Origin of the sequence: Actinoplanes derwentensis (assembly GCF_900104725.1) — a bacterium.
GTDB lineage: Bacteria > Actinomycetota > Actinomycetes > Mycobacteriales > Micromonosporaceae > Actinoplanes > Actinoplanes derwentensis.
The window spans coordinates 6870666-6890905 of the sequence record NZ_LT629758.1; the positions used below are offsets into that span (position 1 = coordinate 6870666).

Below are 20240 nucleotides of genomic sequence, written 5' to 3' on the forward strand. Positions count from 1 at the left end.
TGAGCGGATGCGGCACGCCACCCCGACGCGCTCCGCAGGCCGGCACCGCCGAACGACCCGGCGGCACCTCCGGAGCGAACCCCATCCGACCGCTCATCTGCTCGCCCGCGGCCTCGCCGCCCTGATCGTGCTCGGCATCTTCGTGATGGTGGGCATCCTCGTCGTCGCCGACGAACAGCGGCCGTCCCCCGGCCGTACCCTCGCCTCCGCGGAGATCGACGCCCGTATCGCGTCCCGGACGGTCGATCCCGCAGCGCTCAGCACCGCGGAGGTCTTCCCGGCCGGCTCCGCCGATTTCGCGACGACGGCGCGGGAGGTCACGGCCGACTGCGCGGTCGCGGCCACCGGCGCCTTGCGGACGACCCTGGCCCGGTACGGGTGTACGCAAGCCGTCCGGGCCGCCCTGACCGTCGGATACGCCGACTACCGGATCACCGCCGGCATGCTGAACCTGCCCGACACAGCGAGTGCCACCGCGGTCAACGATCAGGTCCGCGCCCTGGTGGAGACCGGTGACGGCGGGTTCGCCGACATGTCCGGCGCCGCCACCGCCGCGGGCACTCCGGTGCTGTGGCGCACCCGCGGCCACTACGTCATGTACTGCGTGATCACCGGGCCGGCCGGCGCTCTGGTGCCGGCCGGCGACCCACGGGTCCAGCGGGTCACCACCGAACTGCTGGACACCCACCTGCACGATCGGGTGCTGGTCCGCCGGGCCGGGGCCGCGTCCCGTGGATCACGCGACCGGGCTTGACCGCAACCGGCGGGTGGCGACGGCTTGGGTCCGGTACTCGGCCACGTCCGGGTACCCGACCTCGACCAGGGTCAGTCCACGGGCCGGGGCCACCACCACGACGTTGGAGCGCTCGCGCTGGGTGAGCAGCTTGGCCGGCCACTCCGGGCCCCGCCGGCCGTCCCCGACCGCCAGCATCGCCCCGACCAGGCTGCGAACCATGGCCTGACAGAACGCGTCGGCCCGCACGGTCGCCACGCAGATCCCGTCCGGGTCCCGTCGCCAGTCCAGCCGGTTGATCGCCCGGATCGTGGTGGCGTGCTCCTTGCGCTTGCAGAACGCGGCGAAGTCGTGCTCGCCGACCAGCCCGGCCGCGGCCGCGTTGAGCCGGTCCAGATCGAGCGGCCGTGGCCAGCCGAGGGTGTCGTGCCGGCGCAGCGGCTCCGGTCCCCACTGGGTGTCCGAGACCCGGTACTCGTACCGCCGGAAGGTCGCCGAGAACCGCGCGTCGAAAGTATCCGGAACCGGGGTGATCGCCCGGACCCGGGCGTCCGGCGGGACCAGGGCGGCGAGCCGCCGCAGCAACGTCGGGGACAGTTCGGTCCAGTGTTCGACCGGCAGGTCGACGTGACAGACCTGCCCGGTCGCGTGCACACCGGCATCGGTGCGGCCGGCCACCGTCATCCCGAGTCGCGTCTCCGCACCGACGAGCCGGGCAAAGGCTTCGAGCAAGACCCCGGCGACGGTACGTCTACCGGGCTGGATCGCCCAGCCGTAGAAATCAGCGCCGTCGTACGACAGGTCCAGCCGCAGCCGGATCGTTTCGGTCATCACTCCTCGTTCACGGAAAAGACTGAGGCCCAGCACCCCCGAAAGGATGCCGGGCCTCAGCCGATGAAACTACGGCCGTGAGGATCAGGCCTTGGCGGTGTCGTCGCCCTCGGCCTTGTCAGCCTCGGTCTCGGCACCCTTGTCGCCGGAAGCGCTCACCGGAGCCTCAGCGTCCTGGTCGTCACTCTTGCTCGAGGGGGTCTCGTCCTCCTCGGGCGCGAGCGCCTCGACCTTGGCCTGCTGCGCGGCGGCCTTGCGGGCCTCCTTCGACGGGCCGGTGGTCACGGCGACCTCGAGCTCCTCGACCAGCTCGATGACGGCCATCGGAGCGTTGTCGCCCTTGCGGGGACCGGTCTTGGTGATCCGGGTGTAACCACCGGGGCGGTTGGTGTACCGCGGCGCGATCTGCTCGAACAGGGCGTACACGACGTCCTTGTCCTTCACAGTGCCCAGAACCCGGCGACGGGCGTGCAGGTCGCCACGCTTCGCCTTGGTGATGAGCTGCTCGGCCAGCGGGCGGAGCCGCTTGGCCTTGGTCTCGGTGGTCTTGATCTTCCCGTGCCGGAAGAGCTCGGTGGCCAGGTTGGCCAGGATGAGCTTCTCGTGTGCCGGGCTGCCGCCGAGGCGGGCACCCTTGGTGGGCGTGGGCATTTCAGATGCTCCTTGAAATGTGGCGCAGCCGAGCTCTTAGAGCTGCTCGGTCTCGCGGTAGTCGTCGGTGTCGTAGTCCACGTCGCCGAACGAGTCGACCACGTGCGCGGGGTCGAAGGACGGCGCGCTGTCCTTCAGGCCCAGGCCCATACCGGCGAGCTTCATCTTGACCTCGTCGATCGACTTCTGGCCGAAGTTCCGGATGTCCAGAAGGTCAGCCTCCGTACGCCCTATCAATTCGCCCACCGAGTTGATGCCTTCACGCTTGAGGCAGTTGTACGACCGGACGGTGAGGTCCAGCTCCTCAATCGGAAGGGCAAGGTCGGCAGCGAGCTGCGCGTCCTGCGGCGACGGGCCGATGTCGATGCCCTCGGCGGTCTCGTCCAGCTCACGGCAGAGGCCGAAGAGCTCGACCAGGGTCGAGCCGGCCGAGGCCAGCGCTGTCCGGGGGGAGATCGACGCCTTCGACTCGACGTCGATGATCAGGCGGTCGAAGTCGGTGCGCTGCTCGACACGGGTGGCCTCGACGCGGTACGTGACCTTGAGAACCGGCGAGTAGATCGAGTCGACCGGGATCCGGCCGATCTCGGCGCCGGCGCTCTTGTTCTGCGCCGCGGTGACGTAGCCACGACCGCGCTCGACGGTCAGCTCCATGTCCAGCCGACCCTTGCTGTTCAGGGTCGCCAGCTTCAGATCGGGGTTGTGCACGGAGACACCGGCCGGAGGCTGGATGTCACCGGCGGTCACGTCGCCCGGTCCCTGCTTGCGCAGGTACATGCTGACCGGCTCGTCGTGCTCGGAGCTGACGGTGAGCTCCTTGACGTTCATGACCAGCTCGACCACATCCTCCTTGACACCGGGGATGGTGGTGAACTCGTGCAGAACGCCGTCGATCTTGATGCTGGTGACCGCCGCGCCCGGGATGGACGACAGCAGGGTACGCCGCAGAGAGTTACCGAGGGTGTAGCCGAAGCCCGGCTCCAGCGGTTCGATGGTGAACCGGGAGCGGGTCTCGCTGAGCGACTCCTCCGAGAGGGTCGGCCGCTGGCTGATGAGCACGCTGTTCTTCTTTCTGTCCGGTCACCCGCTATTTGATGACCATCGGATTTGCCCGGCGTCCGTGAAGACGCCGGGCAACCTGTACTACTTGACGCTGCTTAGACCCGACGACGCTTCGGCGGACGGCAGCCGTTGTGCGGCTGGGGCGTCACGTCGGAGATCTGTCCGACCTCGAGGCCGGCGGCCTGAAGCGAACGGATCGCGGTCTCCCGGCCGGAGCCCGGGCCCTTGACGAACACGTCGACCTTGCGCATGCCGTGCTCCATGGCACGACGGGCGGCCGCCTCGGCAGCGAGCTGCGCGGCGAACGGGGTCGACTTGCGGGAGCCCTTGAAGCCCACCTGGCCGGACGAGGCCCAGGAGATGACAGCACCGGTCGGGTCGGTGATCGACACGATGGTGTTGTTGAAGGTGCTCTTGATGTGCGCCTGCCCGTGGGCGACGTTCTTGCGTTCTTTGCGCCGGACCTTCTTTACAGCGGCCCCTGCGCGTGCCTTCGGTGGCATAAGTCAGTGCGCTCCTATTACTTCCGGCCGGGCTTCTTCTTACCGGCGACCGTACGCTTCGGGCCCTTACGGGTACGAGCGTTGGTACGGGTCCGCTGGCCCCGGACGGGCAGACCCTTGCGGTGACGGATACCGGCGTAGCAGCCGATCTCGACCTTGCGGCGGATATCCGCAGCGACCTCGCGGCGCAGGTCGCCTTCAACCTTGAAGTTGGACTCAATGTATTCCCGGAGCTGAACCAGCTCCTCGTCTGTGAGGTCCTTGGCGCGCTTGTTCAGGTCAATAGCGGTAGCGGTCAGTGCCTCAACGGCACGGGTACGGCCAATGCCGTAAACGTAAGTGAGCGCGATCTCCATCCGCTTTTCGCGGGGAAGATCGACGCCGACGAGACGAGCCATTTCTGGGCGTACTCCTCGTTGTTCTCGCGGAGGTCTGCGCCCGTCCCATCCCACCTGCCCCGGTGGGCCCCGGCCTCCGACCGGGGGTACAGCCATGTTCGACCACGACTGGGACGAGCTATTTCATTGGTGCGGATCTTGCCGGGGTTATCAGCCCTGGCGCTGCTTGTGACGCGGGTCGGTGGAGCAGATGATCATGACCCGGCCGTGCCGCCGGATGACCCGGCAGTTGTTGCAGATCCGCTTGACGCTCGGCTTGACCTTCACGGGTTTGCCTTAACTCTCAGTCAGACGGGATTGGAAACTCCCCGCGACCCGAATGAACTCGCTTCGAGTTGGACTCGGGCCAGCGGGCCCTCCCCCATCCGGAAGAAAGTTCACTTGTAGCGGTAGACGATTCGCCCACGGGTCAGGTCGTACGGCGAAAGCTCGACGACGACCCTGTCCTCGGGAAGGATGCGGATGTAGTGCTGGCGCATCTTCCCGGAGATGTGTGCCAGGACCTTGTGACCATTAGCAAGCTCAACGCGGAACATTGCGTTCGGCAGTGGCTCGATCACTCGGCCTTCGATCTCGATGGCTCCGTCTTTTTTGGGCATGTCCTCCGCTACCTGACATCGGGTTCTGGGGCAGGCTGACGCAACGTCGATTCCGGGTCGGAAGACCCGAAAACAGCCGCGCCTCCCTCGGTCCTCGAAGCGCTTGAGGACACGAAAGAAGGGACGCTACGCGCCAGCGAGCCAGTCTACGCGCCCGTAACAGTGACGCCAAACCGAGGGTTCCGTAACCCGCTGTCGGGCGTGTTCACTGATGGACATCTCGACCATATCGGTCCTAGTGGCCGCGATTACCCCGGTCTCGGAAGTGCGCCAGCAGAGCCCAGACCAGGGGGATCGCCACCCAGCCCGGCCAGAAGTAACCCATCCCACTCATCGCCCAGATGAGGACGCAGACCACGAAGACCGCTGCCATGCCCTGGAAGCCGGATCGCCCCGATTTGTGCTTCTGCCCCGGAACCGGCGTCAACTGATCCACCGGCTCGGCCGAGACCACCTGAGACTTCGCCACCGGCACGGTCCCGGGCAGATCGTCGAGCAGACCGTCCAGATCGCCGTAGGTCTTCGCCGCGTAGGCCCGCTGCACCCGCTCGTCATACTCGCTCAGGTCCAGCCGGCCCTCGTCCAGCGCGGCCTTCAACTGATCGGCGACCTTCTGGCGATCGCCGTCGGCGGCCCGCATCCCCTCATGCCCCATGCGTCCCAGCATGCCAGGAGGCCGCCAGCGCCATCTATGGCTGCCGGGCGGTCACCAGATCGCCCAGCCGGGCCCGTCCGCCGTCCGGAGCGGTGGTGACCCACACTCCGTCGGCCATCAGAGCCATGGTGTGCTCCACGTGGGCGGCCCGGGAGCCGTCCCGGGTCACCACGGTCCACCCGTCGCTGAGTTCAGCCGTCCGTGGCGATCCCAGCGTGATCATCGGCTCGATCGCCAGCGCCAGACCCGGCTCCAGCCGGATACCACGCCCCGGCTTGCCGTGGTTGAGCACGTGCGGGTCCTGGTGCATCTCGGTGCCGATGCCGTGGCCGCCGTAACCGTCGACGATGCCGTACCGGCCCGCCTTGCGAATGGTCTTCTCGATGTTGAACGAGATGTCGGTCAGCCGGCCGCGCCCGTTGGCCACCCCGCGCGCCGCGGCGGCGATCCCGGCCCACATCGCGTCCTCGGCCACCTCGGCCATCTTCAGCAGGGCCGGCGCGGTCTCGCCGACGCCGACCGTGATCGCCGAGTCGCCGTGCCAGCCCTCCAGAACGGCGCCACAGTCCAGCGAGACCAGATCACCCTCCCGCAGCACCTGATCCGTGCTGGGGATGCCGTGCACCACCTGCTCGTTGACCGAGGCGCAGATCGAGGCGGGGAAGCCGTGGTAGCCCTTGAACGACGGAACGGCGCCCGCGTCGCGGATCACCTTCTCGGCGACGGCGTCCAGGTCCCCGGTGGAGACACCGGGCGCGACCGCCGCCCGCATCGCTTCCAGAGCCGCGAAGACGACCAGGCCGGCGGCCCGCATCAGCTCGATCTGCTCGGGGGTCTTCAGCTGAATGTCCAGCTCTTGGCGGCGCATGGCGGTGAGCCTAACTCTCTCGATCTCAACATGCTTTGTTCTGTACATGACACCGCCCCGGGGTTGGCCCGGGGCGGTGCAGTGCTTCTGACCGGTACTTCTGACCGGCGCCGACCTCAGTCGGCTCTGACTCTGGCGCCGACTCTCGCCTTCGCCTTCGCCGGTGTCAGCCGCCGAACGACTGCAGAGCGTCTATCGCGCGCATCGTCACGTCCTCGACCGGGCCGGTCGCGTCGATGCCCACCAGCTTGCCCTGAGCGCCGTAGAAGTCGACAAGCGGAGCGGTCTTGTCGGCGTACTCGACGAGCCGGTTACCGATCGTCTCGGCCTTGTCGTCGTCGCGCTGGAACAGCTCGCTGCCGCACCTGTCGCAGATGTCGTCCTTGCTCGTCGGGTCGAACTCGACGTGCCAGATCTTTCCGCAACCACGGCAGGTACGGCGGCCGGAGAGCCGGCGGATTACCTCGTCGTCGTCGACCACGAGTTCCATCACCAGGTCCAGCGCCGTGCCCAGGTCGGCCAAGAGCTTGTCCAGGGCCGAGGCCTGCGGCACGGTCCGCGGGAAGCCGTCCAGCAGGAAACCGTCACCGGCGTCCGGCTCGGCGAGCCGGTCGCGGACCATGTTGATGGTCACCTCGTCGGGGACGAGCTGCCCGGCGTCCATGTAGCGCTTGGCTTCGACGCCCAGCGGCGTCCCCTGCGACACGTTCGCCCGGAAGATGTCCCCGGTCGAGATCTTCGGTACTGCGAGATGGGCGGCGATGAACTCAGCCTGGGTCCCCTTGCCGGCCCCCGGAGGGCCCACCAGTACCAGCCGCACCTACATCGCCTCGCTTCGGTCCTGAGAAACCACGCACACCGACGCCAGAGCCCCCCGGCCCCGCGTACCCACTACCGGAGGAACCCTTCGTAGTTCCGCTGCATGAGCTGGCTCTCGATCTGCTTCACCGTCTCCAGGCCCACACCCACCATGATCAGCACCGCGGTACCACCGAACGGGAAGTTCTGGTACTGCTGCTGATTCAGCCAGATGAAGAAGAAGTTCGGCAGGACCGAGATCAGGCCAAGGTACAACGCCCCCGGCAGGGTGATCCGGCTGAGGATGAAGTCCAGGTAGTCGGCGGTGGGCTTGCCCGGACGGATGCCCGGCACGAAACCACCGTACTTCTTCATGTTCTCCGCGACCTCGGTCGGGTTGAACGTGATCGAGACGTAGAAGTACGTGAAGAAGATGATCAGTAGGAAGTAGACGCCGATGTAGAACGGGCTGGTCGCGTCCGCCAGGTACCGCTGGATCCAGACCTGGTAGTCCGCCAGGTTGTTCTGGTCGAAGAACTGCAGGTACAGCTGCGGCAGGTAGAGCAGCGACGAGGCGAAGATGACCGGGACGACACCCGCCTGGTTGACCTTCAGCGGGATGTAAGTCGAGGTTCCGCCGTACATCCGCCGGCCGATCATGCGCTTGGCGTACTGGACCGGGATCCGTCGCTGCGCCTGCTCGATGAAGACCACCAGCGCGATGATGACCAGGACCAGGCCGATCACCAGGAAGAACTTGCCGGTGCCGCTGGACTCCTTGATGCTCCAGCCCTCACCGGGAAGGCGGGCCGCGATCGAGGTGAAGATCAGGACGGACATGCCGTTGCCGACGCCACGGTCGGTGATCAGCTCGCCCAGCCACATGACCACACCGGTGCCGGCGGTCATCGTCATGACCAGGATGGTCAGCGTGAGCCACATCGGGATGCCGGTGTTCTCAGGGATGATCTGGTAAGCCGGGTCGTCCTGGTCGCACATGTTGTTGAACAGCTGACCGGTACGAGCCAGCGCCACGAACGCCGAGGCCTGCAGGACTGCGAGGCCGAGCGTCAGATAGCGGGTGTACTGCGTGATCTTCGCCTGACCGGACTGACCCTCCTTGCGGAGCTGCTCCAATCGTGGGATCACCACGGTGAGCAGCTGGAGGATGATCGACGCCGTGATGTACGGCATGATGCCCAGCGCGAAGATGGAGAGCTGCAGAAGAGCGCCGCCGGAGAAGAGATTCAGCAGGTTGAGAACGCCGTTGGTGTCCGACTCGGTGAGTTTCAGACATGCCTGGACGTTGGCGTAGGACACGCCAGGACTGGGCAAGGTGGCACCGAGACGATAAATGGCGACGATCGCTACCGTGAATAGTAGCTTCTTCCGCAGGTCAGGCGTCCGAAGCGCGCTCGAGAAGGCGGACAACAACTGATCCTCCTGCGTGGTCGCCACACTTTGGGTTGCGTTATCCCGGAACTTCGGGCACACATCATTGGACAGCCATACAGGCCGCCAGCGGAGCACTGTATCAGCAAGGCCGAGAGCGCAACCACCGGCATGGCACGGGCTGATGTCCCAGTACAACACAACTGTCCGGCTTCATGGCTGAAGCGGTTGCTTGCGCGCCGGTCCGGCATGCCTGTCTCACCCTACGGCACGCGCGGGAACACTCCCAGTTTCCATCGAAGACAACCACTGCCTTCGCTATCGGCGTACACGCGGGCCGCCCTGAGACGGCCCCCACGGGACCATTCGCCCGATCCGCACTCCTGTAGCCCTCGGTGCGCAATCAGCGCCTCACGCGGCGCACAGGGCCGTTTACGCCACGTTCGGCAACGGAAAGAGGCCGTGGCCCCGGGAGTCCCCGGTGCCACGGCCTCCAGCCGCGCTAATTACTACAGCTCGGTGGTGGAACCACCGGCAGCAGCGATCTTCTCCTTGGCCGAGTCGCTGAACGCGTGGGCGGAGATGGTCAGCGACACGCCGCCCAGCTCACCCGAGCCCAGCACCTTGACCGACTGGCCCTTACGGACCGCGCCAGCCTTGACCAGCTCGGCCGGGCCGATCTCGCCACCGTTCGGGAACAGCTCGGCGAGCCGGTCCAGGTTCACGACCTGGAAGACGACCTTGTTACGGGGCCGGTTGCCCAGACCCTTCACCTTGGGAAGGCGCATGTGGATGGGCATCTGCCCACCCTCGAACGACGCCGGGGTGTTCTTCCGAGCACCCGTGCCCTTGGTACCGCGACCAGCGGTCTTGCCCTTGGAACCCTCACCGCGACCCACACGGGTCTTCGCGGTCTTGGCTCCAGCGGCGGGACGAAGGTGGTGGACCTTGATCGCCATTTACTCGACCTCCTCGACAGTGACGAGGTGGTTCACGGCGAAGATCATGCCCCGAATCTCGGGACGGTCCTCCTTGACCACCACATCGTTGATCCGCTTCAGGCCGAGCGACCGCAGGGAGTCCCGCTGGTTCTGCTTACGGCCGATCCGGGACCGGATCTGGGTGACCTTCAAGCGTGCCATCAACGCACCGCCGCTTCCGCGCGCGATGCCAGCATCGCCGCCGGCGCCACGTCTTCGACCGGCAGACCGCGACGCTTGGCGACGGCCTCCGGCGACTCGAGACCCTTCAGAGCGGCCACGGTCGCGTGCACGATGTTGATCGGGTTCGAAGAGCCGAGGCTCTTCGAGAGGATGTCGTGGATACCGGCGCACTCGAGCACGGCACGCACCGGGCCACCGGCGATAACGCCGGTACCAGCGGAAGCCGGCTTGAGCAGGACGACACCCGCGGCAGCCTCGCCCGTGATCGGGTGCGGAATGGTCGCACCGATACGCGGAACCTTGAAGAAGTGCTTCTTGGCCTCTTCGACACCCTTGGCGATCGCCGCGGGCACCTCCTTGGCCTTTCCGTAACCGATGCCGACGGTGCCGTCACCGTCACCGACGATCACCAGGGCGGTGAAGCTGAAGCGACGACCACCCTTCACGACCTTCGCGACACGGTTGATCGCGACGACACGCTCCAGGTGCGGAGTCTTCTCGACGGGCGCGTTACCGCGACCGCCCTCACGACGGTTGTCGCGGCGGCCGCCACCATCGGTGCTACCGCCGGACCCGCCGCCACGGCGCTGCTGACCAGGCATTGGTCAATCCCTCCTAGAACTCGAGTCCGGCTTCGCGAGCGGCACCGGCAAGCGCGGCGATTCGCCCCGCGTACTTGTTGCCACCGCGGTCGAAGACGACCTTGGAAATACCCGCGGCCTTGGCCCGCTCGCCGAGCAGGGCACCGACCTTGCCGGCCTGAGCGCTCTTGTCGCCCTCGGTTCCCCGGATCGAGGAGTCGAGAGTCGAGGCCGAGGCGAGCGTGTGTCCCTTGAGGTCGTCGATGATCTGCGCGGTGATGTGCCGTGCGGACCGGGTGACGACCAGGCGGGGACGCTCGGCCGTACCACTGACGTTCTTGCGGACCCGGAAGTGCCGACGCGCTTTGCCGACGGCACGCTTCGCGGCGACACCTGCGCCGTTGCGGCGCTTGTTCAGCGTGGCGGTCACTTCTTGCCTGCCTTTCCAGCCTTGCGGCGGATGACCTCGCCCTGGTACTTGACACCCTTGCCCTTGTAGGGCTCCGGCGGGCGGATCTTGCGAATGTTCGCGGAGATCTCACCGACCAGCTGCTTGTCGATACCGGCGACCGAGAAAACGGTCGGCTTCTCGACGGAGAAGGTGATGCCCGCGGGGGCCGGAACCAGGACCGGGTGCGAGAAGCCCAGAGCGAACTCCAGGTCCTTGCCCTTAGCGGTCACGCGGTAACCGGTGCCGTTGATCTCGAGCGTCTTCTTGTAGCCCTCGGTGACGCCGGTGATCATGTTGGCGACCAGGGTACGAGAGAGGCCGTGGAGTTCCTTGGCCTTGCGCTCGTCGTTGGGTCGGTTGACGACCAGTTCGCCACCGTCTTGCGAGACCGTGATCGGCTCGGCAACGGTGTGCGACAGTTCGCCCTTGGGGCCCTTGACCTTGACGGTCTGCCCCGTGATGGTGACGTCGACGCCGGCCGGGACCGGGATCGACTTACGTCCGATTCGCGACATGTCTAAGTCTCCAGTTACCAGACGAAGGCGAGGACTTCCCCGCCAACGCTCCGCTTGCGGGCCTGCTTGTCGGTCAGCAGTCCCTGGGACGTCGAAATGATCGCGACACCGAGACCACCGAGCACGCGGGGCAGCTCGTCGGACTTGGCGTACACCCGCAGGCCGGGCTTCGAGACGCGCTTGATGCCGGCGAGGCTGCGCTCGCGACTCTGGCCGTACTTGAGCTCAACGACCAGACGCTTGCCGACCGCGCCCTCCTCGGGCTCCTCAGACGTCCACGACGCGATGTAACCCTCGGCCTTGAGGACCTCGGCGATGTTCGCCTTGATCTTCGAGTACGGCATGGTCACCTTGTCGTGGTACGCCTGGTTGGCGTTGCGCAGACGCGTCAGCATGTCTGCGATCGGGTCCGTCATCGTCATGGGTATTCGTCAACCTTTCTCGCCGGGGTTCCCGAGTGACTCAGGCCTACGGCGAAGCGGCATTACATTGGGTCCGCCTGGTGGCCCGCCGGAATCGGCGGGCCGGGGCGGAAAGTTACCAGGAGGCCTTGGACACGCCGGGAAGCTCACCACGGTGGGCCATGTCCCGCACGCAAACACGGCAGAGGCCGAACTTGCGGTACACCGAGTGCGGGCGACCGCACTTCTGGCAGCGGGTGTAGGCACGCACGGCGAACTTGGGCTTCGCGGCCGCCTTGATGATCAGCGCCTTCTTCGCCATGCTCAGTTCTCCTTGAACGGGAAGCCCAGGAGCTTCAGCAGCGCCCGGCCCTCGTCGTCAGTCGTGGCGGTGGTGACCACGGTGATGTCCATGCCCCGCGGGCGATCGATCCGGTCCTGGTCGATCTCGTGGAACACCGACTGCTCGGTCAGACCGAACGTGTAGTTACCGTGGCCGTCGAGCTTCCGACCGTCCAGACCGCGGAAGTCGCGGATACGGGGCAGCGAGATCGACAGCAGCCGGTCCAGGAACTCCCACATCCGGTCGCCACGAAGGGTGACCTTCGCGCCGATCGGCATGCCCTCACGCAGCTTGAACTGCGCGATGGACTTGGTAGCCCGGCGAACCAGCGGCTTCTGACCGGTGATGGTGGTCAGGTCGCGGACCGCGCCGTCGATCAGCTTGGCGTCCCGGGCAGCCTCGCCGACACCCATGTTGACGACGACCTTGACCAGGCCGGGCGTCTCCATCGGGTTGCCGTACTTGAACTGCTCCTGGATGGCCGGCTTGACCTCAGAGCGGTACTTCTGCTTGAGACGCGGCAGCGTCTTCGGCTCGGTAGCGGCAGTCATCACAGTTCCTTACCGGTCGTACGCGCGAACCGGACCTTGGTGCCGTTTTCGTCGATCCGGTAACCGATGCGAGTCGGCTTGCCCTCGCTGTCCACCACCTGCACGTTCGAGATGTGGATCGCGGCTTCCTGGGTGACGATGCCACCGGTCTTCGATCCGCGCTGGTTCGTGCGGATGCGCTCGTGCTTCTTGATCCGGTTGACGCCCTCTACCAGGACCTTGTCGCGCGTCGGGTAGGCCGCGATGACCTTACCCTTGGCGCCTTTGTCCTTACCGGCGATGACGACGACCGTGTCGCCCTTCTTGATCTTCACGGTCAGAGCACCTCCGGCGCCAGGCTGATGATCTTCATGAACCGCTTGTCGCGCAGCTCGCGCCCGACCGGGCCGAAGATGCGGGTGCCGCGGGGGTCCCCGCCGTCCTTGATGATGACGGCGGCGTTCTCGTCGAAGCGGATGTACGAGCCGTCGGGACGGCGCCGCTCCTTGGCGGTGCGGACGATGACAGCCTTGACGACGTCACCCTTCTTCACACCGGCGCCGGGAATGGCGTCCTTGACCGTGGCCACGATGACGTCGCCGATGCTCGCGTAACGGCGACCGGAGCCACCTAGTACGCGGATGCACAGGATCTCCCGTGCGCCCGTGTTGTCGGCGACGCGCAGTCGCGACTCCTGCTGGATCACGTCTGTCTCCTATGTCTGCCAGTTCTCCGGGTCAATGATCCGAAGCTTGGCGGAACGATGGTCCGCTGGGCCGGCCGAAACCGGCCCAGCGCACTCACTTGGCCTTTTCGAGGATCTCCACGATGCGCCACCGCTTGGTGGCGGAGAGCGGACGGGTCTCCATGATCGAGACCCGGTCGCCGACTCCAGCAGCGTTCTGCTCGTCGTGAACCTTCAGCTTCCGCGTACGACGGATGACCTTGCCGTACAGGGCGTGCTTGACCCGGTCCTCGACCTCGACAACGACGGTCTTGTCCATCTTGTCGCTGACCACGAGACCGTCACGCACCTTGCGCTGAGCGCGCGGAGCAGTGGTGTTCTCACTCATGCCGTCACCTCATCCGGCGCGACCGAGAGCCCAAGCTCACGTTCACGCATGATCGTGTAGATCTTCGCGATGTCCTTGCGAACAACCTGGAGTCGACGGTGATTGTCGAGCTGCCCGGTCGCACGCTGCACGCGAAGGTTGAACAGCTCCGCCTTGGCCTCCCGGAGCTTCGCGACCAGTTCCTCTTCAGGAAGCTCGCGGAGCTCACCGGCTTTAACGCCCGTGGCCATCAGCTTTCACCCACTTCGCGCGTCACGATGCGGCACTTCATCGGGAGCTTGTGGATCGCGCGGCGCATCGCCTCACGCGCGACCGTCTCGTTCGGGAAGGACATCTCGAAGAGAATCCGTCCCGGCTTGACGTTCGCCACCCACCACTCAGGAGAACCCTTACCGGAACCCATACGGGTCTCGGCAGGCTTCTTGGTCAGCGCCTGGTCCGGGAAGATCGAGATCCAGACCTTGCCGCCACGCTTGATGTGACGGGTCATGGCGATACGAGCCGACTCGATCTGACGGTTGGTCACGTACGCCGGCTCGAGAGCCTGAATACCGAACTCACCGAAGACGACCCGGTTGCCACCCTTGGACGCGCCACTGCGGTCCGGGTGGTGTGGCTTACGGAAGCCCTTCGGGGGCTTACGGGGCATCAGCACAGGTCAGCCCTCCTGCTGCTTTTCAGCCGCGGCCGGAGCAGCGGCGGTGTCATCTGCGGTCGCCGCGGCCTGAGCGGCCCGGCCGGCCTCGGTGCCGCCCGCAGTCGTGCCGGACGAACCGGAACGGCCACGACGCGGACGCTCGGGGCGGTCGGCACGGTCCCGGCGCGGACGCGCGGGCGCCTCGGGGGCGACCTCGCGACCAGGGACAGCGTCGCCCTTGTAGATCCAGACCTTCACGCCGATCCGGCCGAACGTGGTACGGGCCTCGAAGAAGCCGTACTCGATGTTCGCGCGGAGCGTGTGCAGCGGAACGCGACCCTCACGGTAGAACTCCGTGCGGCTCATCTCCGCGCCGCCGAGGCGACCGGAGACCTGCACACGGATGCCCTTGCAGATCGGGTTCTTCATGGCCGACTGCATGGCCTTACGCATCGCGCGGCGGAAGCTGACCCGGGAGGACAGCTGCTCGGCGACACCCTGGGCCACCAGCTGAGCATCCGACTCGGGGCTCTTGACCTCGAGGATGTTCAGCTGGACCTGCTTGCCGGTGAGCTTCTCGAGCTCGCCGCGGATCCGGTCGGCCTCCGCACCCTTACGGCCGATGACGATGCCCGGCCGGGCGGTGTGGATGTCGACCCGAACCCGGTCGCGGGTCCGCTCGATGTCGACCTTGGAGATGCCGGCACGCTCGAGGCCCTTGGACATCATGCGGCGGATTTTGACATCCTCGCCGATGTAGTCCTTGTAGAGCTTGTCGGCGAACCAACGGCTCCGCCAGTCGGTGGAGATGCCGAGACGGAACCCGGTGGGGTGAACCTTCTGACCCATTACTCGGCACCCTCCGTGCTCTGGGACTCGGCCTTCGGCGCGGCCGGCTTGGCCGCTGCCTTCTTCGCCGGGCGGACCGTCTGGACCGCCTCGACCGCGATAGTGATGTGGCTCGTGCGCTTGCGGATCCGGTACGCCCGGCCCTGCGCCCGCGGACGGAACCGCTTGAGCGTCGGACCCTCGTCGACGAACGCCTCACGAATGAGGAGCGCGTCGGGGTCGAGCCGCTCGTTGTTCTCCGCGTTCGCAATAGCGCTGGCAAGCACCTTGTAGACCTGCTCGCTGGCTGCCTGCGGCGCGAACTGCAGAACGACCAGCGCCTCCTTCGCGGGTAGACCACGAACGAGGTTGATCACCCGGCGCGCCTTGTTCGGCGAGATGCGCACGTGCCGCGCAACCGCCCGCGCGCCCGGAAGCACCGGAGCGTCGCCCTTAACTGGCATCGCTGTAGCTCCTAATTCCTCTGATCCGTGTATCTACTTAGCGACGACGGCTCTTGCGGTCGTCCTTCTCGTGACCCTTGAACGTACGGGTCAGAGCGAACTCGCCGAGCTTGTGCCCGACCATCGCCTCACTGATGAACACCGGGACGTGCTTGCGCCCGTCGTGCACGGCGATCGTGTGCCCCAGCATGTCGGGGATGATGGTCGAACGCCGCGACCAGGTCTTGATGACGTTCTTCGAGTTCTTCTCGTTCTGGACTTCCACCTTTTTGAGCAGGTGGTCGTCGATGAACGGGCCCTTCTTCAGGCTGCGAGGCATCTTTTAACTCCCGTTACCCGCGCTTGCGGGTGGCGTAGCGGCGGCGAACAATCAGCTTGTCGCTCTCCTGGCCCTTGCGGCGGGTACGGCCCTCCGGCTTACCAGCCGGGTTGACCGGGTGACGACCACCTGAGGTCTTACCCTCACCACCACCGTGCGGGTGGTCGACAGGGTTCATGGCCACACCGCGAACGGTCGGGCGCTTGCCCTTCCAGCGCATACGGCCGGCTTTACCCCAGTTGATGTTCGACTGCTCGGCGTTACCGACCTCGCCGACCGTCGCGCGGCAGCGGATGTCGACACGACGGATCTCACCGGAAGGCATACGCAGCGTGGCGTAGGCGCCTTCACGGCCGAGCAGCTGGATGCCAACACCGGCCGAGCGGCCCATCTTGGCTCCACCGCCGGGACGAAGCTCCACACCGTGGACCGTCGTACCGACCGGGATGTTACGCAGGGGAAGGTTGTTCCCCGGCTTGATGTCGGAGCCCACGCCAGACTCGACGCGGTCGCCCTGCTTCAGGTCCTTCGGCGCGAGGATGTAGCGCTTCTCACCGTCGGCGTAGTGCAGCAGAGCAATGCGGGAGGTGCGGTTGGGGTCGTACTCGATGTGAGCGACCTTGGCCGGCACGCCGTCCTTGTCGTTCCGCTTGAAGTCGATCAACCGGTACTGCCGCTTGTGGCCACCGCCCTGGTGCCGGGTGGTGATCCGGCCGTGGACGTTGCGGCCACCCTTCTTGGGCAGCGGGACCAGAAGAGACTTCTCCGGAGTCGACCGGGTGATCTCAGCGAAGTCGGCGACGCTCGAGCCGCGACGGCCCGGCGTGGTCGGCTTGTACTTACGGATTGCCATGATTCACAAACCCCTTAGCTGACCGGGCCGCCGAAGGCCTCGATACGGTCACCGTCAGCCAGCTTCACCATGGCGCGCTTGGTCGCCTTGCGCTGACCCCAACCGGTCTTGGTGCGCTTGCGCTTGCCCTCGCGGTTCGCCGTGTTAACGGTCAGCACGCGGACGTTGAAGATCTGCTGGATAGCGATCTTGATCTGGGTCTTGTTCGCGTCCGGACGGACCTCGAACGTGTACCAGTTCTGGTCAAGAACGCTGTAGCTCTTCTCGGAGACCACCGGGGCGACGATGATGTCGCGCGGGTCGGCGATCGTGCTCACTTGTCGCCCTCCTCGGACTTCTCGGTCCCGCCGAGGAACTCGTCGAGCGCGACCTTCGTGAAGACCACCTCGTCGGCGACCAGCACGTCATAGGTGTTGAGCTGGCCGGCCTCGATGAGGTGGACGGACGGCTCATTGCGCAGCGACACCCAGTTCAGTTCGTCCTGGCTGTCCAGAACGACCAGGACCTTGGTGGTCTGGGCGACCTTACGCAGGGTCGCGATCGCGGCCTTGGTCGACGGCTTCTCGCCGGTGACGAAGGACTCGACCACGATCACGCGGCCATCACGGGCCCGGTCGGAGAGGGCGCCCCGCAGAGCGGCGACCTTCATCTTCTTGGGGGTCCGCTGGCTGTAGTCACGCGGCACGGGACCGTGCACGACGCCACCACCGGTGAACTGAGGCGCGCGGATCGAGCCCTGACGGGCGCGACCGGTGCCCTTCTGCTTGTACGGCTTCTTGCCGCCGCCGGCGACCTCGCCGCGCGTCTTGACCTTGTGCGTGCCCTGACGGGCCGCGGCCAGCTGCGCCACGACGACCTGGTGCATCAGCGGGATGTTCGCCTCGACGCCGAAGACCTTGGCGGGCAGGTCGACAGAGCCGGCCTTGGCGCCCTCAGCGTTGATCACGTCAACCGAGCTCACTTGGCACCACCCTTCGCGGTCTTCTTCGACGCGGAACGGACCAGGATCAGCGCGCCCTTGGGACCGGGCACCGCGCCGCGGACCAGGATCAGGTTGCGCTCGATGTCAACGGCCTGGATGACCAGGTTCTGCACGGTGAAGCGCTTGCCACCCATGCGACCGGCCATCTTCATGCCCTTGAACACGCGACCGGGGGTCGCGCAAGCGCCGATCGAACCGGGCGAGCGGTGCTTGCGCTCGACACCGTGGCTCGCACGGAGACCGTGGAAGCCGTGCCGCTTCATGACGCCGGCGTAGCCCTTGCCCTTGGTCTTACCGGTCACGTCGATCGGCTGGCCGACCGCGAACGTGTCGACGGTGACTTCCTGGCCGAGCTCGTACTCGCTGGCGTCGGCGGTGCGCAGCTCCACGATGTGGCGGCGCGGCGAAACGCCGGCCTTGGCGAACTGGCCGCTTTCCGGCTTGTTCACCTTGCGCGGGTCGATGGCGCCGTAAGCCAGCTGGACAGCCGCGTAGCCGTCCTTCTCATCGGTGCGGACCTGGGTCACGACGCACGGGCCGGCCTGCACCACGGTTACCGGGACGACCTTGTTGTTGTCCCAGACCTGGGTCATGCCGAGCTTGGCGCCCAGGATCCCCTTCACTTGCCTGTCCATTGTCCGGTCCCTACAGCTTGATCTCGATGTCGACGCCAGCCGGCAGGTCGAGGCGCATAAGCGAGTCGACCGTCTTCGGAGTCGGGTCGATGATGTCGATCAGACGCTTGTGCGTGCGCATCTCGAAGTGCTCGCGCGAGTCCTTGTACTTGTGCGGCGAACGGATCACGCAGAAACGGTTGATCTCCGTGGGCAGCGGCACCGGGCCTGCGACCTGTGCCCCGGTACGCGTGACTGTCTCGACGATCTTCCGTGCCGAGGAGTCGACGACCTCGTGGTCATAGGCCTTGAGCCGGATGCGGATCTTCTGTCCCGCCATGGTGGCTTCTGTTTCCTTCTCTCGATGCCGCTACGTGCGGAAGCGGTGCCCCCGCATGCCCGCAGGACCATTGATCCTGCGTTGTCCGACCCCCGCGGTCGGGCGTGTCGCGCCCCTTCACAGAATGCTGGGCATTCTGCTTCAGCCCCTATCCCCTAACTGCTGGGACAGACGCCGATCGCGGGAATCTAGGGGCCGGGCGGCAAACAAAACACACCCGGACACCCGGCGAGGGTGGGTAGCTATACGAGACAGCCACCCACCCCGCGCGGACGCAACCTGACTAGTATGCAGGATTCAATCCCGCATTGCTAATCGGGGTCACCTCTGAGAGTTGTTCACGACACTCCGTGAGCCGAAGCTCACGGAGAGCGTCGCCAACAGTTCTCAGATCAGACGTTGATCTTCGTGACCGTTCCGGCGCCGACGGTGCGGCCACCCTCACGGATCGCGAACTTCAGGCCCTGCTCCATGGCGATCGGCTGGATCAGCTTCACGGACATGGAGGTGGAGTCGCCGGGCATGACCATCTCGGTGCCCTCGGGCAGCGTGACGACGCCGGTGACGTCCGTGGTGCGGAAGTAGAACTGCGGGCGGTAGTTCTGGAAGAACGGGGTGTGCCGGCCGCCCTCTTCCTTCGAGAGGATGTAGACCTGACCCTCGAACTCCGTGTGCGGGGTGCTGCTGCCGGGCTTGACGACAACCATGCCGCGCTCGACGTCTTCGCGCTTGATGCCACGAAGCAGCAGACCCACGTTCTCACCCGCGCGCGCCTCGTCGAGGAGCTTGCGGAACATCTCGATGCCGGTGCAAACGGTCTTGGTCGACTTCTCGCGGATGCCCACGATCTCGACCTCCTCGTTCGGCTTGAGGATGCCACGCTCGGCGCGACCGGTCACCACGGTGCCACGGCCGGTGATCGTGAAGACGTCCTCGATCGGCATGAGGAACGGCTTCTCGATGTCACGCTCGGGCTGCGGGATCGCGGTGTCGACCGCGGCCATCAGCTCGAGGAGCTTGGCGGTCCACTCCGGGTCGCCCTCGAGCGCCTTGAGCGCCGACACGCGAACGACCGGCAGGTCGTCGCCCGGGAACTCGTAGGTGCTGAGCAGCTCGCGGACCTCGAGCTCGACGAGCTCCAGGAGCTCCTCGTCCTCGACCATGTCGCTCTTGTTCAGGGCGACGACGATGTAAGGAACGCCGACCTGGCGGGCCAGGAGGACGTGCTCCTTGGTCTGCGGCATCGGGCCGTCAGTGGCGGCCACGACCAGGATCGCACCGTCCATCTGGGCGGCACCGGTGATCATGTTCTTGATGTAGTCAGCGTGGCCGGGGCAGTCCACGTGCGCGTAGTGACGCGACGCGGTCTGGTACTCGACGTGCGCGATCGAGATCGTGATGCCACGGGCCTTCTCTTCAGGCGCCTTGTCGATCTCGTCGAACGGGGTGTACGGGTTCAGGTCGGGGAACTCGTCGTGCAGGACCTTCGTGATGGCCGCAGTCAGCGTCGTCTTACCGTGGTCGATGTGACCAATGGTGCCGATGTTGACGTGCGGCTTAGTCCGCTCGAACTTCGCCTTCGCCACTGGTGTCCTCCTGTGGACTGAATCAATTCTTTTCGCCCGGCACGCCAGTAAGGCGCTCAGGACTCTGTCG

At 66.1% G+C, this 20240-nt stretch carries 34 protein-coding genes; 1 reads left to right on the top strand and 33 read right to left on the bottom strand.

What is annotated here, in order from left to right:
• Positions 1–7 precede the first annotated feature (7 nt).
• A complete protein-coding gene (locus BLU81_RS30100) occupies positions 8–754 on the top strand; it encodes a hypothetical protein (RefSeq protein ID WP_092548748.1) in 747 nt (248 codons plus the stop codon).
• On the opposite strand, the gene truA is transcribed toward BLU81_RS30100, so the two are convergent.
• From truA to tuf, 33 genes are all read right to left on the bottom strand, one after another.
• Positions 737–1564: a tRNA pseudouridine(38-40) synthase TruA gene (gene truA / locus BLU81_RS30105; RefSeq protein ID WP_092548751.1), complete on the bottom strand. Its 828-nt coding sequence runs from the start codon at positions 1562–1564 to the stop codon at positions 737–739. The genes BLU81_RS30100 and truA overlap by 18 nt on opposite strands.
• Positions 1565–1648: 84 nt before the next feature.
• Positions 1649–2215, bottom strand: coding sequence for a 50S ribosomal protein L17 (gene rplQ, locus BLU81_RS30110; protein WP_092548753.1), 567 nt, complete (start codon positions 2213–2215; stop codon positions 1649–1651).
• A gap of 36 nt (positions 2216–2251) precedes the next feature.
• Positions 2252–3274, bottom strand: coding sequence for a DNA-directed RNA polymerase subunit alpha (locus tag BLU81_RS30115; RefSeq protein WP_014440749.1), 1023 nt, complete (start codon positions 3272–3274; stop codon positions 2252–2254).
• 98 nt (positions 3275–3372) lie between these two features.
• Positions 3373–3780, bottom strand: coding sequence for a 30S ribosomal protein S11 (gene rpsK, locus BLU81_RS30120; RefSeq protein WP_014440747.1), 408 nt, complete (start codon positions 3778–3780; stop codon positions 3373–3375).
• Between the two features lie 17 nt (positions 3781–3797).
• Positions 3798–4178 carry a 30S ribosomal protein S13 gene (rpsM, locus tag BLU81_RS30125; protein ID WP_092548756.1) on the bottom strand — a complete coding sequence of 127 codons (381 nt, stop codon included), beginning with the start codon at positions 4176–4178 and terminating at the stop codon, positions 3798–3800.
• 150 nt (positions 4179–4328) lie between these two features.
• Complete coding sequence (rpmJ, locus tag BLU81_RS30130; RefSeq protein ID WP_091262778.1) at positions 4329–4445, bottom strand: 50S ribosomal protein L36; 117 nt, start codon at positions 4443–4445, stop codon at positions 4329–4331.
• Between the two features lie 110 nt (positions 4446–4555).
• Complete coding sequence (gene infA, locus BLU81_RS30135; RefSeq protein ID WP_007073013.1) at positions 4556–4777, bottom strand: translation initiation factor IF-1; 222 nt, start codon at positions 4775–4777, stop codon at positions 4556–4558.
• A 235-nt stretch (positions 4778–5012) separates the two neighbouring features.
• The gene (locus BLU81_RS30140; protein WP_231953586.1) at positions 5013–5432 is read right to left on the bottom strand and encodes a DUF1707 SHOCT-like domain-containing protein; all 420 of its coding nucleotides are present in this window, start codon (positions 5430–5432) and stop codon (positions 5013–5015) included.
• Between the two features lie 34 nt (positions 5433–5466).
• Positions 5467–6300: a type I methionyl aminopeptidase gene (gene map / locus BLU81_RS30145; protein ID WP_092548762.1), complete on the bottom strand. Its 834-nt coding sequence runs from the start codon at positions 6298–6300 to the stop codon at positions 5467–5469.
• Positions 6301–6466: 166 nt separating this feature from the next.
• Entirely contained in the window at positions 6467–7120 is a 654-nt protein-coding gene (locus tag BLU81_RS30150) for an adenylate kinase (protein ID WP_092548765.1), read from the bottom strand.
• Between the two features lie 71 nt (positions 7121–7191).
• The gene (secY, locus tag BLU81_RS30155; RefSeq protein ID WP_092557847.1) at positions 7192–8532 is read right to left on the bottom strand and encodes a preprotein translocase subunit SecY; all 1341 of its coding nucleotides are present in this window, start codon (positions 8530–8532) and stop codon (positions 7192–7194) included.
• Positions 8533–8999: 467 nt separating this feature from the next.
• The gene (gene rplO, locus BLU81_RS30160; protein ID WP_092548768.1) at positions 9000–9449 is read right to left on the bottom strand and encodes a 50S ribosomal protein L15; all 450 of its coding nucleotides are present in this window, start codon (positions 9447–9449) and stop codon (positions 9000–9002) included.
• Complete coding sequence (rpmD, locus tag BLU81_RS30165; protein WP_092548771.1) at positions 9450–9632, bottom strand: 50S ribosomal protein L30; 183 nt, start codon at positions 9630–9632, stop codon at positions 9450–9452.
• Entirely contained in the window at positions 9632–10255 is a 624-nt protein-coding gene (gene rpsE / locus BLU81_RS30170) for a 30S ribosomal protein S5 (RefSeq protein ID WP_092548774.1), read from the bottom strand. Before rpsE ends, rpmD begins: the two co-directional genes overlap by 1 nt.
• Positions 10256–10268: 13 nt before the next feature.
• The gene (gene rplR, locus BLU81_RS30175) at positions 10269–10664 is read right to left on the bottom strand and encodes a 50S ribosomal protein L18 (RefSeq protein ID WP_092548777.1); all 396 of its coding nucleotides are present in this window, start codon (positions 10662–10664) and stop codon (positions 10269–10271) included.
• Entirely contained in the window at positions 10661–11200 is a 540-nt protein-coding gene (gene rplF, locus BLU81_RS30180; protein ID WP_092548780.1) for a 50S ribosomal protein L6, read from the bottom strand. The genes rplR and rplF overlap by 4 nt, the downstream gene beginning before the upstream one ends.
• A 14-nt stretch (positions 11201–11214) precedes the next feature.
• Complete coding sequence (gene rpsH, locus BLU81_RS30185) at positions 11215–11622, bottom strand: 30S ribosomal protein S8 (RefSeq protein ID WP_092548783.1); 408 nt, start codon at positions 11620–11622, stop codon at positions 11215–11217.
• Positions 11623–11737: 115 nt separating this feature from the next.
• On the bottom strand, positions 11738–11923 hold the full coding sequence (locus BLU81_RS30190; protein WP_014440734.1) for a type Z 30S ribosomal protein S14: 186 nt from the start codon (positions 11921–11923) through the stop codon (positions 11738–11740).
• Positions 11924–11925: 2 nt separating this feature from the next.
• Entirely contained in the window at positions 11926–12495 is a 570-nt protein-coding gene (gene rplE, locus BLU81_RS30195) for a 50S ribosomal protein L5 (RefSeq protein WP_092548786.1), read from the bottom strand.
• Positions 12495–12815 (bottom strand): 50S ribosomal protein L24, encoded by a 321-nt coding sequence (gene rplX, locus BLU81_RS30200; protein ID WP_092548788.1) that lies wholly within the window; start codon positions 12813–12815, stop codon positions 12495–12497. Before rplX ends, rplE begins: the two co-directional genes overlap by 1 nt.
• Positions 12812–13180 (bottom strand): 50S ribosomal protein L14, encoded by a 369-nt coding sequence (gene rplN / locus BLU81_RS30205; protein WP_023358185.1) that lies wholly within the window; start codon positions 13178–13180, stop codon positions 12812–12814. The genes rplX and rplN overlap by 4 nt, the downstream gene beginning before the upstream one ends.
• A gap of 94 nt (positions 13181–13274) precedes the next feature.
• On the bottom strand, positions 13275–13547 hold the full coding sequence (rpsQ, locus tag BLU81_RS30210; protein WP_092548791.1) for a 30S ribosomal protein S17: 273 nt from the start codon (positions 13545–13547) through the stop codon (positions 13275–13277).
• Positions 13544–13777 carry a 50S ribosomal protein L29 gene (gene rpmC / locus BLU81_RS30215; RefSeq protein WP_092548793.1) on the bottom strand — a complete coding sequence of 78 codons (234 nt, stop codon included), beginning with the start codon at positions 13775–13777 and terminating at the stop codon, positions 13544–13546. Before rpmC ends, rpsQ begins: the two co-directional genes overlap by 4 nt.
• The gene (gene rplP / locus BLU81_RS30220; protein WP_014440729.1) at positions 13777–14202 is read right to left on the bottom strand and encodes a 50S ribosomal protein L16; all 426 of its coding nucleotides are present in this window, start codon (positions 14200–14202) and stop codon (positions 13777–13779) included. The genes rpmC and rplP overlap by 1 nt, the downstream gene beginning before the upstream one ends.
• Before the next feature lie 3 nt (positions 14203–14205).
• Positions 14206–15033, bottom strand: coding sequence for a 30S ribosomal protein S3 (gene rpsC, locus BLU81_RS30225; protein WP_092548796.1), 828 nt, complete (start codon positions 15031–15033; stop codon positions 14206–14208).
• Positions 15033–15476, bottom strand: coding sequence for a 50S ribosomal protein L22 (rplV, locus tag BLU81_RS30230; RefSeq protein ID WP_092548799.1), 444 nt, complete (start codon positions 15474–15476; stop codon positions 15033–15035). The genes rpsC and rplV overlap by 1 nt, the downstream gene beginning before the upstream one ends.
• Positions 15477–15513: 37 nt before the next feature.
• Entirely contained in the window at positions 15514–15795 is a 282-nt protein-coding gene (gene rpsS / locus BLU81_RS30235; RefSeq protein ID WP_092548802.1) for a 30S ribosomal protein S19, read from the bottom strand.
• A 13-nt stretch (positions 15796–15808) separates the two neighbouring features.
• Complete coding sequence (gene rplB, locus BLU81_RS30240) at positions 15809–16648, bottom strand: 50S ribosomal protein L2 (RefSeq protein ID WP_092548805.1); 840 nt, start codon at positions 16646–16648, stop codon at positions 15809–15811.
• A gap of 14 nt (positions 16649–16662) precedes the next feature.
• On the bottom strand, positions 16663–16965 hold the full coding sequence (rplW, locus tag BLU81_RS30245) for a 50S ribosomal protein L23 (protein WP_092548809.1): 303 nt from the start codon (positions 16963–16965) through the stop codon (positions 16663–16665).
• Positions 16962–17609 (bottom strand): 50S ribosomal protein L4, encoded by a 648-nt coding sequence (rplD, locus tag BLU81_RS30250; protein ID WP_092548812.1) that lies wholly within the window; start codon positions 17607–17609, stop codon positions 16962–16964. The genes rplW and rplD overlap by 4 nt, the downstream gene beginning before the upstream one ends.
• A complete protein-coding gene (gene rplC / locus BLU81_RS30255) occupies positions 17606–18265 on the bottom strand; it encodes a 50S ribosomal protein L3 (RefSeq protein WP_092548815.1) in 660 nt (219 codons plus the stop codon). Before rplC ends, rplD begins: the two co-directional genes overlap by 4 nt.
• Before the next feature lie 10 nt (positions 18266–18275).
• Positions 18276–18584, bottom strand: a complete 309-nt coding sequence (rpsJ, locus tag BLU81_RS30260) for a 30S ribosomal protein S10 (RefSeq protein WP_007073037.1) — start codon at positions 18582–18584, stop codon at positions 18276–18278.
• A 392-nt stretch (positions 18585–18976) separates the two neighbouring features.
• The gene (tuf, locus tag BLU81_RS30265) at positions 18977–20170 is read right to left on the bottom strand and encodes an elongation factor Tu (protein ID WP_092548818.1); all 1194 of its coding nucleotides are present in this window, start codon (positions 20168–20170) and stop codon (positions 18977–18979) included.
• Positions 20171–20240 lie beyond the last annotated feature (70 nt).

Excerpts from the sequence above, each read along its gene's own strand:
- BLU81_RS30190 (WP_014440734.1), bottom strand. The coding sequence starts at position 11,923 with ATGGCGAAGAAGGCGCTGATCATCAAGGCGGCCGCGAAGCCCAAGTTC.
- rpsS (WP_092548802.1), bottom strand. The coding sequence starts at position 15,795 with ATGCCTCGCAGCCTGAAGAAGGGCCCGTTCATCGACGACCACCTGCTC.
- rpsC (WP_092548796.1), bottom strand. The coding sequence starts at position 15,033 with ATGGGTCAGAAGGTTCACCCCACCGGGTTCCGTCTCGGCATCTCCACC.
- BLU81_RS30100 (WP_092548748.1), top strand. The coding sequence starts at position 8 with ATGCGGCACGCCACCCCGACGCGCTCCGCAGGCCGGCACCGCCGAACG.
- rplB (WP_092548805.1), bottom strand. The coding sequence starts at position 16,648 with ATGGCAATCCGTAAGTACAAGCCGACCACGCCGGGCCGTCGCGGCTCG.
- map (WP_092548762.1), bottom strand. The coding sequence starts at position 6,300 with ATGCGCCGCCAAGAGCTGGACATTCAGCTGAAGACCCCCGAGCAGATC.
- rpmC (WP_092548793.1), bottom strand. The coding sequence starts at position 13,777 with ATGGCCACGGGCGTTAAAGCCGGTGAGCTCCGCGAGCTTCCTGAAGAG.
- rpmD (WP_092548771.1), bottom strand. The coding sequence starts at position 9,632 with ATGGCACGCTTGAAGGTCACCCAGATCCGGTCCCGGATCGGCCGTAAG.
- rplQ (WP_092548753.1), bottom strand. The coding sequence starts at position 2,215 with ATGCCCACGCCCACCAAGGGTGCCCGCCTCGGCGGCAGCCCGGCACAC.
- rpsE (WP_092548774.1), bottom strand. The coding sequence starts at position 10,255 with ATGCCTGGTCAGCAGCGCCGTGGCGGCGGGTCCGGCGGTAGCACCGAT.
- rplO (WP_092548768.1), bottom strand. The coding sequence starts at position 9,449 with ATGGCGATCAAGGTCCACCACCTTCGTCCCGCCGCTGGAGCCAAGACC.
- truA (WP_092548751.1), bottom strand. The coding sequence starts at position 1,564 with ATGACCGAAACGATCCGGCTGCGGCTGGACCTGTCGTACGACGGCGCT.
- rplC (WP_092548815.1), bottom strand. The coding sequence starts at position 18,265 with ATGGACAGGCAAGTGAAGGGGATCCTGGGCGCCAAGCTCGGCATGACC.
- rpsK (WP_014440747.1), bottom strand. The coding sequence starts at position 3,780 with ATGCCACCGAAGGCACGCGCAGGGGCCGCTGTAAAGAAGGTCCGGCGC.
- rplF (WP_092548780.1), bottom strand. The coding sequence starts at position 11,200 with ATGTCGCGAATCGGACGTAAGTCGATCCCGGTCCCGGCCGGCGTCGAC.
- BLU81_RS30140 (WP_231953586.1), bottom strand. The coding sequence starts at position 5,432 with ATGGGGCATGAGGGGATGCGGGCCGCCGACGGCGATCGCCAGAAGGTC.
- rpsM (WP_092548756.1), bottom strand. The coding sequence starts at position 4,178 with ATGGCTCGTCTCGTCGGCGTCGATCTTCCCCGCGAAAAGCGGATGGAG.
- rpsH (WP_092548783.1), bottom strand. The coding sequence starts at position 11,622 with ATGACGATGACGGACCCGATCGCAGACATGCTGACGCGTCTGCGCAAC.
- rpsQ (WP_092548791.1), bottom strand. The coding sequence starts at position 13,547 with ATGAGTGAGAACACCACTGCTCCGCGCGCTCAGCGCAAGGTGCGTGAC.
- rplV (WP_092548799.1), bottom strand. The coding sequence starts at position 15,476 with ATGCCAGTTAAGGGCGACGCTCCGGTGCTTCCGGGCGCGCGGGCGGTT.
- rpsJ (WP_007073037.1), bottom strand. The coding sequence starts at position 18,584 with ATGGCGGGACAGAAGATCCGCATCCGGCTCAAGGCCTATGACCACGAG.
- infA (WP_007073013.1), bottom strand. The coding sequence starts at position 4,777 with ATGCCCAAAAAAGACGGAGCCATCGAGATCGAAGGCCGAGTGATCGAG.
- rplE (WP_092548786.1), bottom strand. The coding sequence starts at position 12,495 with ATGACTGCCGCTACCGAGCCGAAGACGCTGCCGCGTCTCAAGCAGAAG.